17 protein-coding genes are annotated in these 17115 nt (G+C 58.5%); 6 read left to right on the plus strand and 11 right to left on the minus strand.

The window, feature by feature from the left end; genetic code table 11:
* Positions 1-153 precede the first annotated feature (153 nt).
* The 9 genes from msrQ to mrcB all read right to left on the minus strand — a co-directional run bounded on the left by msrQ (position 154) and on the right by mrcB (position 10038).
* Positions 154-774 carry a protein-methionine-sulfoxide reductase heme-binding subunit MsrQ gene (gene msrQ / locus KW839_RS24255; RefSeq protein ID WP_218425707.1) on the minus strand — a complete coding sequence of 207 codons (621 nt, stop codon included), beginning with the start codon at positions 772-774 and terminating at the stop codon, positions 154-156.
* Positions 774-1787, minus strand: a complete 1014-nt coding sequence (gene msrP, locus KW839_RS24260) for a protein-methionine-sulfoxide reductase catalytic subunit MsrP (RefSeq protein WP_218425708.1) — start codon at positions 1785-1787, stop codon at positions 774-776. Before msrP ends, msrQ begins: the two co-directional genes overlap by 1 nt.
* Positions 1788-1845: 58 nt before the next feature.
* Entirely contained in the window at positions 1846-2700 is an 855-nt protein-coding gene (pssA, locus tag KW839_RS24265; protein ID WP_060543389.1) for a CDP-diacylglycerol--serine O-phosphatidyltransferase, read from the minus strand.
* A 144-nt stretch (positions 2701-2844) separates the two neighbouring features.
* On the minus strand, positions 2845-3861 hold the full coding sequence (gene ilvC / locus KW839_RS24270; protein ID WP_007909969.1) for a ketol-acid reductoisomerase: 1017 nt from the start codon (positions 3859-3861) through the stop codon (positions 2845-2847).
* A gap of 45 nt (positions 3862-3906) precedes the next feature.
* Positions 3907-4398, minus strand: a complete 492-nt coding sequence (gene ilvN, locus KW839_RS24275; RefSeq protein WP_060543388.1) for an acetolactate synthase small subunit — start codon at positions 4396-4398, stop codon at positions 3907-3909.
* Between the two features lie 2 nt (positions 4399-4400).
* Positions 4401-6125, minus strand: coding sequence for an acetolactate synthase 3 large subunit (locus KW839_RS24280; RefSeq protein ID WP_060543405.1), 1725 nt, complete (start codon positions 6123-6125; stop codon positions 4401-4403).
* A gap of 487 nt (positions 6126-6612) precedes the next feature.
* A complete protein-coding gene (locus KW839_RS24285; RefSeq protein ID WP_060543387.1) occupies positions 6613-6948 on the minus strand; it encodes a YqcC family protein in 336 nt (111 codons plus the stop codon).
* A complete protein-coding gene (locus tag KW839_RS24290; RefSeq protein ID WP_060543386.1) occupies positions 6948-7697 on the minus strand; it encodes a tetratricopeptide repeat protein in 750 nt (249 codons plus the stop codon). Before KW839_RS24290 ends, KW839_RS24285 begins: the two co-directional genes overlap by 1 nt.
* Positions 7698-7713: 16 nt before the next feature.
* A complete protein-coding gene (gene mrcB / locus KW839_RS24295; protein ID WP_060543385.1) occupies positions 7714-10038 on the minus strand; it encodes a penicillin-binding protein 1B in 2325 nt (774 codons plus the stop codon).
* Positions 10039-10154: 116 nt separating this feature from the next.
* Here mrcB and KW839_RS24300 point away from each other — a divergent pair, with 116 nt between their 5' ends.
* The 4 genes from KW839_RS24300 (at position 10155) to KW839_RS24315 (ending at position 13301) form a co-directional block, all read left to right on the plus strand.
* Positions 10155-11711 carry a bifunctional aminoglycoside phosphotransferase/ATP-binding protein gene (locus tag KW839_RS24300; protein ID WP_060543384.1) on the plus strand — a complete coding sequence of 519 codons (1557 nt, stop codon included), beginning with the start codon at positions 10155-10157 and terminating at the stop codon, positions 11709-11711.
* Positions 11712-11800: 89 nt separating this feature from the next.
* On the plus strand, positions 11801-12145 hold the full coding sequence (locus tag KW839_RS24305) for a pentapeptide repeat-containing protein (RefSeq protein ID WP_060543383.1): 345 nt from the start codon (positions 11801-11803) through the stop codon (positions 12143-12145).
* Between the two features lie 244 nt (positions 12146-12389).
* Positions 12390-12662: a TfoX/Sxy family protein gene (locus KW839_RS24310; RefSeq protein WP_007971093.1), complete on the plus strand. Its 273-nt coding sequence runs from the start codon at positions 12390-12392 to the stop codon at positions 12660-12662.
* A 321-nt stretch (positions 12663-12983) separates the two neighbouring features.
* Complete coding sequence (locus KW839_RS24315; RefSeq protein ID WP_218425709.1) at positions 12984-13301, plus strand: Rieske (2Fe-2S) protein; 318 nt, start codon at positions 12984-12986, stop codon at positions 13299-13301.
* Here KW839_RS24315 and sfsA read toward each other — a convergent pair.
* Both sfsA and KW839_RS24325 read right to left on the minus strand, forming a co-directional pair.
* Positions 13298-14011 (minus strand): DNA/RNA nuclease SfsA, encoded by a 714-nt coding sequence (gene sfsA / locus KW839_RS24320; protein WP_060543381.1) that lies wholly within the window; start codon positions 14009-14011, stop codon positions 13298-13300. The two genes, KW839_RS24315 and sfsA, sit on opposite strands and share 4 nt — an antisense overlap.
* On the minus strand, positions 14011-15183 hold the full coding sequence (locus tag KW839_RS24325; protein WP_218425710.1) for a pyridoxal phosphate-dependent aminotransferase: 1173 nt from the start codon (positions 15181-15183) through the stop codon (positions 14011-14013). The genes sfsA and KW839_RS24325 overlap by 1 nt, the downstream gene beginning before the upstream one ends.
* A gap of 330 nt (positions 15184-15513) precedes the next feature.
* On the opposite strand from KW839_RS24325, the gene dksA reads away from it, so the two are divergent.
* Together dksA and gluQRS are read left to right on the plus strand one after the other, a co-directional pair.
* Positions 15514-15957, plus strand: a complete 444-nt coding sequence (dksA, locus tag KW839_RS24330; RefSeq protein ID WP_060543379.1) for an RNA polymerase-binding protein DksA — start codon at positions 15514-15516, stop codon at positions 15955-15957.
* Between the two features lie 207 nt (positions 15958-16164).
* Positions 16165-17049 carry a tRNA glutamyl-Q(34) synthetase GluQRS gene (gene gluQRS / locus KW839_RS24335; protein WP_177336995.1) on the plus strand — a complete coding sequence of 295 codons (885 nt, stop codon included), beginning with the start codon at positions 16165-16167 and terminating at the stop codon, positions 17047-17049.
* The last annotated feature ends 66 nt before the right edge of the window (positions 17050-17115 follow it).

Here is a 17115-nt window from a genome sequence, read left to right on the forward strand (position 1 = left end):
CACCTCTTTTTCAACTCCCTTTCGGCTTCGATGAACTGAAGCAACTTGCTGTCGAAAACTGCGTAACTCATTGTTTACCAAGGAGTTTTCCGTTTCGACTGCGCCGGAAGTGGGGCGAATTATAGGCTTCCAGAATCTGCCGTCAACCACTAATTACGCTTTTTTGGCAGAAGTGCCCTTTTTGCTCATCAGGCGTGGAATTCGCCTGGTCACAGGCGGTATTCGCAATGCGATCAGCAACGCGCCTATAACTGCATAAATCGCCCATTCCTTCAGATCAGCCCGCACAATCCAGAGCATATGCAGTAAACCCAGGCCCAGAACCACATAAACCAGGCGATGCAGCTTCTTCCAGCGAGACCCCAAGCGGCGCTGACTGTATCGATTGGACGTCACCGCCAACGCCAACAAACAGAGAAACCCCAGGACTCCGACAATAATGTAAGGGCGCTTGCGCAATTCGACACCCAACTGCGACCAGTCAAAACCGAGGATAAACGCCATATAGGCGCTCAAGTGCATGACCACATAGGCAAAACACCATAACCCCAGCTGCCGGCGGACAGCGATCCACCCTACCCAACCGGTGAGCTTCTGCAGGGGTGTCATGCTCAATGTAATGAGAAGAAGGACAAGCGTCCCCAACCCCAACCGGTCAACCAATACCTTGCCCGGATCAGGCCCAAGCACATCGTCCCAAGCCTGATACAACCAAAGCAACGGCCAGACCAGTGCAGCAACGAATACCCCCATACGCCAGAGCGGATATCGCATCAGTAGTTCTTCCGCAGATCGAGCCCTGTATATAGAGAAGCGACCTCATCGGCATAGCCATTGAACATCTGCGTGTCTCGCACATTCGGCTTGAACAGGCCACTGGGCAGGCGTCGTTCACGGGCCTGGGTCCAGCGGGGGTGGTCAACCGCAGGGTTCACATTCGCATAAAAACCGTATTCATCCGCGGCGATACTCTGCCAGGTGGTTTTCGGCTGTTCGCTGACCAGGCTGATTCGCACAATAGACTTGATACTCTTGAAGCCGTACTTCCATGGCACCACCAAACGCAGCGGCGCACCGTTCTGATTAGGCAACTCCCGCCCGTACATCCCCACCGCCAGAATCGCCAGCGGATTCATCGCCTCATCCAGGCGCAGCCCTTCTACGTAAGGCCAGTCGATCAGGGCAAACCCGGACCGCTGCCCCGGCATGCTCTTGGGGTCCTGCAGGGTTTCGAAACGAATGAACCGGGCTTTTGAGGTTGGCTCGACTTCCTTGAGCAACGCCGAGATGGGGAAACCTATCCATGGAATAACCATCGACCAGGCCTCCACGCAGCGCAGACGATAAATCCGCTCCTCCAACTGATAGGGTTTCATGAAGTCTTCAAGTGCATAGCGCCCAGGCTTGCCAACCTCCCCATCCACTACCACTGTCCATGGCTGCGTCTTCAGCGCTCCGGCGTTCGCCGCCGGGTCACCTTTGTCGGCGCCGAACTCATAGAAGTTGTTGTAGTGGGTAGCATCTTTGAATGGCGTGATCGCCTCGTCCTTGACGTTGACCGCCCCCCACCTGGTTGCTGGAAGTTTTTCGGTGAACCAGGAAGGCGCGTTACCAGGTTCGACGTCTGCATAACGGACTGCTTCATCTGCACCGGCCCAGCGCGGCAAACCGCTTGCTGCCAGACCGGCAACGGCTGCACCTAATAGATGGCGGCGAGAAAGATAGAAGGATTCAGGCGTGACGTCCGACTCATGGCAGTCGGACGCTTTGGGGACTTTGATCAGCATGGCTACTCCGCAGTTTTGGAGAACAGATGCACCAATAGACTGCGGAGTATGAGGGAAATTACAGGTTTTTGTGCCGGCGCAGACGTAACAGGTATTGAACCGGACCTGAGGCAGCGTAGGCGAGAAACACCAGCAACAGGATGCGTGGCGGATCGCTGAACACCACCGCGAATACCAGCACCACGGCAAGTATGGCCACGAACGGCACGCGACCTTTCAGATCCAGCTCCTTGAAGCTGTTGTACTTGATGTTGCTGACCATCAGCATGCCGGCCGCAGCTACCATCAGCGCCACCAGGAAGGACATTTTAGAGCCCTGGATGCCGTAATCACTGAACGCCCAGACAATGCCCGCCACCACACCGGCAGCTGCCGGGCTGGCAAGGCCGATGAAGTAGCGCTTGTCCGCGGTACCGACCTGAGTGTTGAAGCGCGCCAGACGCAATGCCGCGCCAGCCACATAAATGAAGGCGACCATCCAGCCGACCTTGCCCATGTCGCCCAGTGCCCAACCGAACGCCAGCAATGCCGGCGCCACACCAAAGGCAACCATGTCCGACAGCGAGTCGTACTCGGCACCGAAGGCACTCTGGGTATTGGTCATGCGTGCAACGCGACCATCGAGGCCGTCGAGCACCATTGCCACGAAAATAGCGATGGCGGCGAATGCAAAATACTTGCTCGCATTGACCGAGTCACCGGCGCTCAGGGCTGCCTGTGCACTCATCGAGTTGATGATGGAGTAAAACCCTGCGAACAGGTTCGCAGTGGTGAACAGATTCGGCAGAAGATAGATACCACGATGCCGGACTTTACGACCTTCAGCGTCGTGCCCTTCCTCGATATGCTCATCGACGGGCAGGAGGCTTTCGGCGTCAGAAGCCTGGTTTGGCTCTTCGGGACGTTCGCTCATGGACATTACCTTGCAACGGGGTGGAAAGTTTGGACTGGTGTCTGGGGACGACGGTTCGACCGCAAACGATGCAGCTTTATACCAGAAGCGCCCCGCAAACGAAAAAACGCGGCCTTAGCCGCGTTCTTCGTACAAGGGCGTGACTTAGTTTTTGGCTTTGTCGACGATCTTGTTGGCACCGATCCACGGCATCATGGAGCGCAGTTGCTCGCCGATGACTTCGATACCGTGAGCGGCGTTGTTACGACGCTTGGCGGTCATCGAAGGATAGCCGGTGGCGCCTTCGCTGATGAACATCTTGGCGTACTCGCCGTCCTGAATACGTTTCAGGGCGTTGCGCATGGCCTGACGGGATTCGGCGTTGATCACTTCCGGGCCGGTCACGTACTCGCCGTATTCGGCGTTGTTGGAGATCGAGTAGTTCATGTTGGCGATACCGCCTTCGTACATGAGGTCAACGATCAACTTCAGTTCGTGCAGGCATTCGAAGTAGGCCATTTCTGGCGCGTAGCCAGCTTCAACCAGGGTTTCGAAACCGGCTTTGACCAGTTCAACGGTACCGCCGCACAGAACGGCTTGCTCGCCGAACAGGTCGGTTTCGGTCTCGTCCTTGAAGGTGGTTTCGATGATACCGGTACGACCACCGCCAACGCCGGCGGCGTAGGACAGTGCAACGTTTTTGGCGTTGCCCGAGGCGTCCTGGTAGATAGCGATCAGGTCAGGGATACCGCCGCCCTTCACGAATTCGGAACGTACGGTGTGGCCTGGAGCTTTCGGCGCGATCATGATCACGTCGAGGTCAGCGCGCGGCACAACCTGGTTGTAGTGAATCGCGAAACCGTGGGAGAAGGCCAGGGTAGCGCCCTTCTTGATGTTTGGCTCGATTTCGTTCTTGTACAGGGAAGACTGGAACTCGTCCGGGGTCAGGATCATGACCAGGTCGGCAGCCGCTACAGCGGAAGCAACGTCAGTCACTTTCAGGCCATGGGCTTCAGCCTTGGCAACGGTGGCCGAGCCTTTACGCAGGCCAACAGTCACGTCAACGCCGGAGTCTTTCAGGTTGCACGCTTGAGCGTGACCTTGGGAACCGTAGCCGATGATGGCAACTTTCTTGCCCTGGATGATCGACAGGTCGCAGTCTTTATCGTAGAAAACTTTCATGAATTTCCCCTATATCAGGCCGTTCAGGCCATTCGCTAATTTGGTTTAGATGCTGAGTACTTTGTCGCCGCGAGCAATCCCGGTCACGCCACTACGGACGGTTTCCAGTATCGAGGCAGTGCCGATGGACTGAAGGAAGCTGTCGAGCTTGTCGCTGGTACCGGTCAGTTGAACGGTATACACGCTGGCGCTGACATCGACGATCTGTCCACGATAAATATCGGTGGTGCGCTTGATCTCGGCGCGCTGGGCGCCGGTGGCCTTGACCTTGACCAGCATCAGCTCGCGCTCGATGTGAGCACTCTCCGACAGGTCGACCAGTTTTACCACTTCGATCAGTTTGTTCAGGTTCTTGGTGATCTGCTCGATCACTTCATCGTGGCCGACAGTGGTCAGCGTCAGACGCGACAGGGTCGGGTCTTCGGTAGGGGCCACGGTCAGGCTTTCGATGTTGTAGTTGCGCTGCGAGAACAGACCAACCACACGGGACAGAGCACCGGGTTCGTTTTCCAGAAGCAAGGAAATAATGTGCCGCATGATTAGGTACGCTCCGTCTTGCTCAGCCACATATCGCGCATGGAGCCGTCTTTGATCTGCATCGGATAGACGTGCTCGCTGGTGTCGACCGAAATATCGATCACGACCAGGCGATCCTTCATGGCGAACGCCTCTTCCATCTTCGACTTCAAGTCCTTGGACTCGGTGATGCGTACGCCGACGTGGCCGTAGGCCTCTGCCAGCTTGACGAAGTCAGGCAACGATTCCATGTAGGAATGCGAGTGACGGCTGCCGTAGCTCATATCCTGCCACTGGCGAACCATACCCAGCACACCGTTGTTGAGGATGACGATTTTTACCGGCAAACCGTATTGCAGACAGGTCGACAGCTCCTGGATGTTCATCTGGATGCTGCCTTCGCCCGTAACACAGGCGACGTCGGCCTCCGGAAAGCTCAACGCAATACCCATGGCCGCCGGCAAACCGAAGCCCATGGTGCCCAGCCCCCCGGAGTTGATCCAGCGGTTCGGTTTGTTGAAACGGTAGTACTGCGCCGCGAACATCTGGTGCTGGCCCACATCGGAAGTTACAAAGGCGTCGCCCTTGGTCACTTCGCACAGGGTTTCGATGACCGTTTGTGGCTTGATCTTGCTGCCGTCGCCCTTGTCATAAGGGAACAGGCCACGATCACCGCGCCACTCGTCGACCTGCTTCCACCAGCTGGCAACGGACTCCTTGTTCGGGGTCTCGCCGATTTCCTTGAGGATCGCGACCATCTCGGTCAGGACGCTCTCAACCGGACCAACGATAGGCACATCGGCCTTGATGGTCTTGGAGATCGAAGCCGGGTCGATGTCGATGTGGATGATCTTGGCGTTCGGACAGAACTTGGCCGGACCGTTGATCACGCGATCGTCGAAGCGCGCGCCGACTGCAAGGATCACATCGGCATGGTGCATCGCCAGGTTGGCGGTGTAGCTGCCGTGCATGCCGAGCATGCCGATGAACTGACGGTCGGTGCCAGGGTAGGCACCCAGCCCCATCAGGGTATTGGTCACTGGCAGGTTAAGCATTTTCGCCAGTTCGGTCAGTGGTGCGGAACCACCGCCGAGGATCACGCCGCCGCCCGCGTACAACACAGGACGCTTGGCCGCCAGGAGCATTTCTGCCGCCTTGCGGATCTGGCCGGAGTGACCGCGTACAGCCGGGCTGTAGGAGCGCAGCTTGGCTTTTTTCGGGAAGATGTATTCGAACTTCTCGGCCGGGTTGGTCATGTCTTTCGGGATATCGACAACGACCGGGCCCGGACGACCGGATTGCGCCAGGTAGAAAGCCTTCTTCATGACTTCAGGGATTTCCGACGCGTGCTTGATCATGAAGCTGTGCTTCACGATCGGCCGGGAAATACCGATCATGTCGGTTTCCTGGAATGCATCGGTGCCGACCATGGTGCTTGGCACCTGACCGGAGATGACCACCATTGGAATCGAGTCCATATAGGCAGTGGCGATACCGGTAATGGCGTTTGTGGCGCCTGGACCGGATGTCACCAATACCACGCCGGCTTTACCGGTGGCACGGGCATAGCCGTCAGCCATATGGGTAGCCGCTTGCTCGTGACGAACCAGGATGTGGGTCACTTCCGGTTCTTTGAACAGGGCATCGTAAACATGAAGAAGAGCACCACCCGGGTACCCGTAGATATATTTGACGCCTTCGTCGCGCAAAAAGCGGACGAGCATCTCACCGCCAGATAAAAGCTCCACGTTGCTCACCTCTAAAACGCCAGAATACCGCCCACGAAAAATGGAACGGGTCTTAATAGGTTTACTTCCCAGCAGAGCATGAGCGACGGTGGTCGCCGACTACGTCAGCACTGACTGAGCAAGTATTGGGATCGTCCCAAGTGTTGCGGGCCTTTCCCACCCAGCGCGAGGTAACGCGTTGCGGGTGTAACAGGTCGGCGCGGGTGTGCGCCTCATGATCTGCCGAGTGGGCCTGCTTCTGGCAGTCCCTCTACAGCGGACTTTGGATTCTTCTGTTTCGTCCCCTGCAAGTCAAGTCGTCTATGTGCTTTATTCTGCTAAACATATGAGAACGCAAGAAAAAACCCGTAAAGCCCAGCGGTCTTAGCTTCAATTGCGCAAGTTTTGGCAGAAAATTGGCACGCGAACACACTTCTGCATCACAGACTTGGCGGTCGCTACCTGACCGCCAGCCCACAACCCTAGGGACTATCTGACTTTTACGGTTTCAGCGGGCGGCGCTGATCAATTGATCGAACTCTTTGAGCAACACCTGAAGTTGGCGATCCCTGCCCTGCACATTGCGCGAAGCAAAGACCATTTCCGCCATTTCCTGAATGCCCGAAGCGTTGGGCAGCGGCAAGTCCTGTTCGAGGATCGCCTTCATGCGCGGCAGGAAGATCCATTGCAGCCACTGCTCGAACTCCAGGGTGTCGACCGAGAACGGCTCGACACTCGATAGCGCTTCGGCCGATGGTGGGACTTCATCCCACCAGCCTTGCACCCGCAGTTCACGCTCGATCAACAGCAGTTGGTCGGCTATCCGGGGAAAGCGCGCATCCATCACAGTGAAACCTTGGCTTTCTGCCGAGCCTGTGCAGCGCCCGCAGAGTCACCCTGTTTTTCCCGTGCCTGGGCGATCAGATCCCACAGGCTGGCCTGGAGTGCCGGCCGACCGTTGGCCAGGGTCAGGCCGCGCTGGGCAAACTGCTCTGCCTGCGCCGCATCGCCCTGGGCCATCCGCACCTGCGCAAGCTTGTACAGAACCTGTGGCTCGCGAGGTGCAACACGCTGGGCGCGCTCGAGGCTGGAGGAGGCACCGTTGAGGTCACCGCTCGCCTGTTGCTGCTGCGCCGTGGTCAACAGCGCCAACACCGGGCCATCCAGTTGCTCGTCCGCAGACAGGCCGCCGGAACTGGCCGACGGAATCCCGCTTGGCGTCGACGGCATGCTGTAACTGCCCTGGTTGATCGGTGCCGACTGCCCCGAAGTCGTATCAATCGGCCCTGGCGTGATCGGGCCGGAACTGACCGGCCCCGGGGTAATCGGGGTCGTGCTGATCGGGGTCGAGGTCATGGCGCCCGCTCCCGGAACCATTACGACGACTCCGCTATCACCCTGCGGAATTTCTTGAACCTGAGCTTGCGCAGGCCGCTTGACCGTCGTTTGCCGGAAGCCGCCGTTCGCCGAAATCCGCTCGCTGTTGGAAACGGCAGTGCCGGCGTCCACAACCGGAATCGAGCCACGTTGTACGGTGGAGCAACCGCTGAGCAAAGCTACGGCGGCAACCGCTGGAATCAACCACTTGTTCACTTAAAACCCTCTTTGCTTAATTCATCCAGCCTTTGACCCAATCCATCACCGATTCGCCGGATGCCGGGCCTTCGCCAGCGCAAGCGGCACCGGGAGGCGGTTCGCTGCCGCGAATATACGGCATCTGCACAGCACCTGGGCAGCCGGCGTCAGAACCCTGCCCGGTACGCGAATCGACCCAAGCCTGGACGATGTTATCCGGTTGCGGCATGTCCAGCGGCAGCGGATCGGCCTTGCGCATGAAACTGGCCCAGACCTGCAACGCACCGGTCGCACCGGTGAATGGCGTCTTGCCGTTGTCATCACGACCCAGCCAGACCACCGCCAGCAAATCCTGGCTGAAGCCCGCAAACCAGCTGTCCCGCGAATCATTACTGGTGCCGGTCTTGCCCGCCAGGGTCAAGGTTTTCGGTAACACGTTGTAAACCGAGCTGCCGGTACCCTCACGCATGACACGCTGCATGGCGCTCTGGATCAGGTAGATGGACGCTGGATCAAAACGCTGCTGAATCTGGAACGGATAACGCTTGAGCGGCTCGCCTTCTGCCGTCAGTACGCTGCGAATCCCGCGCATCGGTGTGTTGAAGCCACCGTTGGCAAGCGTCTGGTACATGGTCGCGACTTCGATCGGGGTCATGCCACCGGCGCCGAGCAACATCGACGGGAATGCCGGGAACTCACGGCTCACACCCAGACGCGCCAGGGTCTTGAGAACATTCGGAACGCCCACCGCCAGACCCAGACGCGCGGTCGACAGATTGTAGGAATGCGCCAGCCCTTGATAAAGGAAGACTGTGCCGTGAGAGCGGCGATCGTAGTTCTGCGGTTTCCAGACCTGACCGTCCGCCCCTTTGACCGAGAAGGATTCGTCCGACAACCAACTGGTCAAGGTGTACTGGCTGGGCTTCTCGAGTGCGGTCAGGTATACCGCCGGCTTGATCAGCGAGCCGATGGGGCGTACCGCGTCCAGCGCGCGGTTGAACCCGGCAAAGCTGGCCTGACGACTGCCGATCATGGCCTGAACTTCACCGGTTTCCGGATTGGTCACGACCATCGCCGCTTCGACGTCTTCAGAGCCCTTGCGCCCCGCCAGGCGTTTAAAGGTGTCGTTGACCGAAGCTTCGGCCTTCATCTGCAGGATCGGGTCGAAGCTGGTGAAGATGCGCAGGCCTTCTTCGGTCAAGTCTTCGTCGCGATAGTCTTCGCGCAGCTGACGCTTGACCAGATCGAGGAAGCCCGGGAATGAGCTGTCGGCAAGACTGCCGCGCTTGGTCACGCCCAGCGGCATCTTCTTCGCCGCCTCGACTTGCTCAGCCGTAGCCACGCCCTGCTCCTGCAACACATCGAGCACCAGGTTGCGCCGCTCGAGGGCACGCTCCGGATAGCGCCGCGGGTTATAGGAAGATGGCCCCTTGACCATCCCCACCAGCAGAGCCACTTGATGCAGCTTGAGTTCAGCCAACGGCTGACTGAAGAAGAACTGGCTGGCCAGGCCGAAACCGTGCACCGCACGCTGACCGTCCTGACCGACGAACACTTCATTGAGGTACGCCTCAAGGATTTCGCGTTTGTCGTAATGCAACTCAAGCAGCAGCGCCATCATGGCTTCGGTGAGCTTTCGGCTCAGGCTGCGCTCATTGGTCAGGTAGAAGTTTTTCACCAGCTGCTGAGTCAGGGTACTGCCGCCCTGGCGCATACGGCCCGACGAGCCATTGACCCAGATCGCCCGTGCAATCGACTTCGGCGAAACACCAAAATGATGATAGAAATCCCGATCCTCGACAGCCACCAGGGTTTCGAGCAAATACGGTGGCACCTGATCGATCTTGATCAGAATCCGGTCTTCGAGGTTTTTCGGATACAGACCGCCGATCAGCAGCGGCTCCAGGCGCACAACCGACAGTTTCGAGCCGTTGGTCGCCGACAGTTCGGCGACGTAGTCACCGGAGAACCGCACCCGCACCGGCTGCGCTTGCTCCATGCCTTCATAGAACTGGAAGCCGCGGGTATTAAGGTCGACGGTATTGCCATTGACTGCAGCGGCGCCCGGGCCGTTGGCCACACTTTCACGGCGATAGCCCAAGGCATCCAGCTCGGTCAGGAAATCGTCCTTGCTCAGTTTCTGCCCGACGAACAGTTCCAGCGGGCGCGCATACACCTTGGCCGGAATGGTCCAGCGCTTGCCGGAGAATTTCTCCTGGACGATCGCGTCGAGGTACACGGCGAATCCGGCCAGCACGACAAGGCCGACCAGACTGAGTTTAATGGCCCAGCCTAACCAGGGGCTCAGGCCTCTGGAGGGTGGTTTTTTGGGGGTGCGGGGAGTTCGAGTACGAGTCATGGCGGCGGATTATACGCACTTTATGGCTAGTCAACAGGAGCGCTCCGAGGTTTGCGTCGAGCGGACTTGCGGCCATAATGGCGACCTCGAATTTCCCAGACTCTGAAGGATCGCCCGTGAGCCAGTCCCTGATCGCTGCCCTGCAAAACCCTGCCCTCTACCCGCACCCTGTAGATGGGTTCCAGGTCATCGAGACCCATATTTCCTGGGTCCTGCTCACCGGCCCTTTTGCCTATAAAGTGAAGAAGCCGGTCAACTTCGGCTTCCTCGACTTCACCAGCCTCCAGGCTCGGGAAAAATTCTGCGGTGAAGAGCTGCGCCTGAACCAGCGCCTGACCGACGATTTGTATCTGGAAGTTATGCCGGTCACCGGCAGTGCCGAAGCGCCGCAACTGGGCGGTGACGGCCCGGTTATCGAATATGTGCTGAAAATGCGCCAGTTCCCGCAGACCGGATTGCTCAGCACCCTGCAAGCCAATGGCGAATTGACCCCTGCGCACATCGACGAGATGGCCGAGCAGATCGCCCGCTTCCACCTCAGCGCCCCGAAAGTTCCGGCCGAGCACGAGGCCGGCACCCCGGACAGCGTGATGGCACCGGTGCGCCAGAACTTCGAACAGATTCGCCCGTTCCTCAGTGACAAGGCCGATCTGCTGCAACTCGATGCCCTGCAGGCCTGGGCCGAGAGCAGCTTCGAACGCCTCAAGCCACTGTTCGCCCAGCGTAAGGCCGATGGTTTCATCCGCGAGTGCCACGGCGACATCCACCTCGGCAACGCGACCGTGATCGACGGCAAGGTTGTGATCTTCGACTGCATCGAATTCAACGAACCGTTCCGCTTTACCGACGTCTATGCCGACACCGGCTTCCTGGCAATGGACCTGGAAGACCGCGGCCTGAAATGCCTGGCACGGCGCTTCATCAGCCAGTACCTGGAGCTGACCGGCGACTACCAGGGCCTCGAACTGCTGAATTTCTACAAGGCTTACCGCGCACTGGTCCGCGCCAAGGTCGCGCTGTTCAGCATGCCGGCGGACGCCACCGCCGTGCAGCGCGCAACCACCCTGCGTCAGTACCGCAACTACGCCAACCTGGCGGAAAGCTACAGCACCATACCTTCGCGCTTCATGGCCATTACCCACGGTGTTTCCGCCGTCGGCAAAAGCCACGTGGCCATGCGCCTGGTGGAAGCCTTGGGCGCCATTCGCCTGCGCTCCGATGTCGAGCGTAAACGCATGTTTGGCGAACAAACCGTAGCCAACGATCTGCAGGCCGGCATCTATAGTGCCGACGCCAGTGTCGCCACCTATACCCGCCTGCATGAAATTGCCGATGTCATTCTGCGGGCAGGTTTCCCGGTGGTGATCGACGCTACCTACCTCAAGCAGGATCAACGCGTGCTCGCGGCAAAAGTTGCCGAAGCCACAGGCGCGCCGTTCCTGATCCTCGACTGCAACGCACCGCAGGCAGTCATCGAAAGCTGGCTGGCCTTGCGCCAGTCCGATAAAAAAGACCCTTCGGATGCCACCCTGGCGGTTATCGCTGCCCAACAAGCCAGCCGCGAAGCACTGACGCCAGCAGAAATCCTCTGCAGCAAACGCGTTCAGACCAATGAAAGCGGGACTCTGGATACCGTTGTCGCGCAAATCCGTCAACGCCTTCCAGGCTTGTAAAACTATTTCGGTCGTGAAGCCCTCGCTGGCTTCACGGCCGCCAAATAGTGGCACTATACTGGCGTCATAAAACCATCAGGTGATGCGACATGAGCCAGCCCAAACTTCTCGACACCCCGCTTTATGCGCTGCTGCACAAAGACGACATCAGCGGCTTCAATAGCGAGCGCCCGCTCAATGAGTCTATCGATATGGTGGGAGGGGACTTCCGTGGGCTGGATCTGCGGGAATTGAATGCCGATGGCGTAGACTTTTCGGACGCCTACTTCCGCTCTGCCGACTTGCGTGGCATCGACTTTCGCAAAGCCAGACTGGAAGGTGCCAGCCTGGCCCATGCGCAAATTTCCGGAACCTACTTTCCGCCGGAACTGAGTGCCGACGAGATCCTGATGTCGATGAATTTCGGCACACGACTGCGTTACCGCACACGCTGAAACAGTCCGCAAACTGGACAGTCCGGCGCCTTTTCTGCGCGCCGGACCATGAGTTTTCTTCTCTCACGAACGCCGTTTCCAGGCGCTGGTTCCGGCCACGTTCGCGCCTCATCGAGCTCTCTCCAAAATTCCCTCCTTAGAAGCGTTTGCGTCGAAAACGACCAAACGATAACGCTTTTCCTACTGATGGCTACACTCCTCAATACTGCCCTCGCGCACTATTCGGCCATCGCAAGGAGGCTCGATGAATGATGAACTGCAACACCTGAAGAATCTTGGCAAGACGTCGGCGCAATGGCTGCATGCCGTGGGCATCCATAGCGCCTCGGACTTGCGTCGCCTGGGAGCGGTGGACGCTTACCGGGCCGTGCGCACGCGCGGTTTTCGCGCGTCAAAGGTGTTGCTGTATGCAATTGAAGGCGCCCTCATGGACGTACACTGGAACGATATTCCTGCCGAACGCAAGGAAGCCCTGAACAAGCAGCTCGAGGCCATTTCGTCACGCCACAAGAATTGAGCCAACTCCAAGGCAATGATTACGACATTCGAGGCGTCGAAAACGACCAAATGGAAGAAACAGAAAAACAGCGGTTGACATGGTAATGAGAATCGATATGATTATCACAACTGGTCGCGAGACTGGTCGATTTTCTGAATTGCCCTTGGTTCGGACTCTCAGATTATCTCATCATCAGGCTAATCACGGTTATTTGACCCGGCTCTTGCCGGGTCTTTTTTTGCCTGTGGAAAATGTGGATTGCCCCAGGATAAAGGCCATTTGATAATCTCAGGTTTTCCACCGCCACTACCGGACAGGCTGGCGGGACAGAGGATAGACATGAAGTTGCTTTGTGCAGGTGTCGAGCTGGCTGACGACAGCAGTCGCGGTTTCGAAGTCGAAGGACAGAAACTGTTTGCAGTGCGCCGGGAAGGACAGGTTTATGTCTACGTCAACCGCTGCCCCCACCGTGGCGTTGCGCTGGAATGGCATCCGGACCGGTTTCTCGACGACAGCCAGAGCCTGATCCAGTGCGCCACCCATGGCGCCCTGTTCCTGATCGAGGACGGCGAATGTATCGCCGGCCCCTGTGCCGGGCAATCCCTGGCCAGCGTCCCCTGCCGCGAAGACGAACAGGGGATCTGGGTCAGCCTCTAGCCACCCAGCAACACGTCAAGACGCCGTTCTACCACCATTTCTTCGTGGCTCAAGCGCACACCGTAAGCCAACACTTCGACTCCGCAAGCCACTGCCTCACGCAACGCCTGCGCGTAGGCCGCATCGATTTCTTGCGCAGGGCGCACGGCATCGACTCCGGTCAGGCATACGCAATACAGCTGAACTGCACGAATACCGTCTCGGGCCAGGTGTGCCAACTCGCGCAGATGCTTGGCCCCGCGCTGAGTCACCGCATCAGGAAAGGCCGCCACCGCCGTGCCATCAAAACCCAGGGTGACGCTTTTGACTTCGACATAGGCCGGGCCACCAGGATAGTCGAGTCGAAAATCGATGCGGCTGCTTTCCTGACCGTATGCCACTTCACGCTTGAGCCCGGTAAAACCATTGAGTTCGGTGATGACACCGGCCCGCAGAGCTTCTTCGATCAAGCCGTTGGCGCGCGTGGTGTTCACACAAAACAGCCGCCCTTGAGGGGTTTCACCGATCTCCCAAGTGCCCGGCAACTTGCGTTTAGGATCGTTGGAGCGACTGAACCAGACCTGACCGCCCTCGACCTGGCAATTGAGCATCGAGCCGGTGTTTGGACAGTGAATGGTCAGCAACTCGCCGCTAACAGTCTCGATATCGGCGAGAAAACGCTTGTAACGACGAATTAGTCGGCCTTCTTCGAGTGCAGGATGAAAACGCATTAGCCTTGCCAGCTCCGCAAACCGCGAGCGATACGCTCCACCGCTTCCTGCAGACGCTCAAGGTTCTGCGTGTAGGCGAAACGCACATGATGGCCGGCCTGATAGCGGCCGAAATCCAGCCCCGGAGTGAACGCCACGTGCTCTGTTTCGAGGAAATGTTTACAGAATGCGAAGGCATCACCGCCGAACTTGTTGATATCAGCGTACAAGTAGAACGCCCCTTCAGGCTCGACGGCAATGCGAAAACCCAGTTCACGCAAGGCTGGCAGCAGAAAATCCCGACGCCTTCCGAACTCGGCGCGACGCTCTTCGAGAATGCTGATAGTCCCGGGCTCGAAACAGGCCAGGGCCGCGTACTGGGCCATGCTTGGCGCACTGATGTACAGATTCTGCGCGAGCTTCTCCAGCTCACCGACGGCAGCATCGGGTGCAACCAGCCAGCCGAGACGCCAACCCGTCATGCCGAAATATTTCGAAAAACTATTAAGCACGAAAGCGCTGTCATCGACTTCCAGCACGCTGGCTGCATCGGTGCCGTAAGTCAGGCCGTGATAAATCTCATCCACCACAAGATGGCCGTGTCGCTGCTTGATTGCAGTAGACAGCCCCGCCAACTCGTCGCGGGTCAGGATGGTGCCGGTCGGGTTGGCAGGCGACGCGACCAATGCACCGACGCTGTCGTGATCCCAATGCCGCTCGACCAAACCAGGTGTCAGTTGGTAGCGCACCTCCGGCCCCACAGGAACTAGCTGCGCCGCACCTTCCACCAGGCGCAGGAAATGCCGGTTACAAGGGTAGCCCGGGTCCGCCAGCAGCCAGTGCTTGCCCGGATCCACCAGCAAGGCGCTGGCCAACAGGAGGGCGCCTGATCCGCCAGGCGTGATCAGGATGCGTCGTGGATCGATATTCAACCCGTAGCGCTGCTGATAGAAACCGGAAATGGCCTCTCGCAGCTCGGGAATGCCGCGGGCTGCGGTGTAACGAGTTTTCCCCGCCGTCAAAGCCGCCTGCCCCGCCTGAATGATCGGCTCGGCAGTGGTGAAATCCGGCTCGCCGATTTCCAGGTGGATCACATCGTGGCCGGCCGCCTGCAATTCGTTGGCCCGCGCCAGCAGAGCCATGACGTGGAAAGGTTCGATTGCGCGACTGCGGGCACTGTAGGACTGAGCCATTGGCCTTCCTTCAACGGGAAAAAGAACGATTCTACCCAAGCACAGGAACGAGCGAGAACTTAAAGCGGTCAGAGCCCTTATAACCGCGGGCGCAAACGACTCTGACGGGCGCCCCAGGTTTGACTAAAATCAATTATTGAGCAGGGCTCCAGAGCCACCAGACAACGCTTTGTCATCATTTGCAAGCACCTTGGGCCACGCGCTTGACATCAGGGAGTGGCGCGGTCCGATTTGATCTGGTAAGTTCGCCCGCTTGCAGCCGCAGGGCCGGCAGGTGTCGGTAGAGCAGTCCTGCGCAGATGGATTACAAGAGTAGAGGCGGTCCATTTCATGCCCACCCAAGCAAAGCAGCAGCATCAGCCGACAATCAGCGGCTTCGAACCCTACAAAGAAGTAGCGGGCGAGGAATACATGGGCAAGCCCATGCGCGCGCACTTCACCAAGGTCCTGAACAAGTGGAAGCAGGACTTGATGCAGGAAGTCGACCGTACCGTTGACCACATGAAGGACGAAGCGGCCAACTTCCCGGATCCGGCAGACCGTGCCAGCCAGGAAGAAGAGTTCGCCCTCGAACTGAGAGCCCGCGATCGTGAGCGCAAGTTGATCAAGAAGATCGACAAAACGCTGCAACTGATCGAAGACGAAGAGTATGGCTGGTGCGAATCCTGCGGCGTCGAGATCGGCGTCAAGCGTCTGGAAGCCCGCCCTACCGCCGACATGTGCGTCGACTGCAAGACCCTTGCGGAAATCAAGGAAAAACAAGTCGGCAAGTAATAGCGGCTTGAACCAGGAACGGAGCGTTTTGACGCTCCGTTTTTGTTTCTGACATTTGCTTCGGCAAGAAACCTGTGGGAGCGGGCTTGCTCGCGAATGAGGAGTATCAGTCGACATACATGTTGCTGACACACCCTCTTCGCGGGCAGCCCGCTCCACAGGTGGTTCGTGCCACCCCATACAAGTAACATCGCCCTCATGACTGCCATCGCCTCTCCCTACATCGGGCGTTTCGCCCCCACGCCCAGTGGCCATCTGCATTTCGGCTCGCTGGTCGCAGCGCTCGCCTCGTACCTGGATGCGCGCGCAGTGGGTGGCCGCTGGCTGATGCGCATGGAGGACCTCGATCCACCCCGTGAAGAGCCTGGCGCCCAGGCTGCGATCCTCAAGGCGCTGGAAAGCTATGGGTTCGAATGGGATGGCGAGCTGGTTCGGCAAAGCGAACGTCATGATGCCTACGCCGAAGTCCTCAATCGCCTGTTCAACCACGGCCTGGCCTACGCCTGCACCTGCTCGCGCAAACAACTGGAGCCGTATCACGGCATTTATCCAGGACTGTGCCGCAATGCCGGTCACGGTCCCGACGATGCGGCTATTCGCGTACGGGTGCCCGAACTCGAATATCACTTCATCGATCGGGTACAAGGCGAATACCGCCAGCATTTGGGTCGGGAAGTCGGCGATTTCGTGATTCGCCGGCGCGACGGGCTATATGCCTATCAATTGGCAGTGGTACTGGACGATGCCTGGCAAGGCATCACCGACATCGTACGGGGTGCCGACTTACTGGATTCCACGCCCCGTCAGCTTTATCTCCAGGAGTTGCTCGGCCTGCCGCCGCCGCGCTACCTGCATATCCCGCTGATTACCCAGCCGGACGGCAACAAACTCGGAAAATCCTACCGTTCTCCACCGCTAAACGAAGATCAGGCAACACCTTTGTTGCTGCGAGCGCTGCGCGCACTGGGGCAACATCCGGGAACCGAACTGGCTTACGCCACGCCACGGGAAGTGCTGAGTTGGGGGATTGCCCACTGGGATGCGCTGCTGATCCCGCGCACACTGAGCCTGCCGGAGGCACAGCTGCTGTGATCACACTTGCAGTCGTGCGCCCATCCGTTACCATCGCCGCTCGTTTTCGGGCACGCGCATAAAAAA

Origin of the sequence: Pseudomonas sp. PDM31, assembly GCF_019218965.1 — a bacterium.
In the GTDB taxonomy this organism is placed as follows: domain Bacteria; phylum Pseudomonadota; class Gammaproteobacteria; order Pseudomonadales; family Pseudomonadaceae; genus Aquipseudomonas.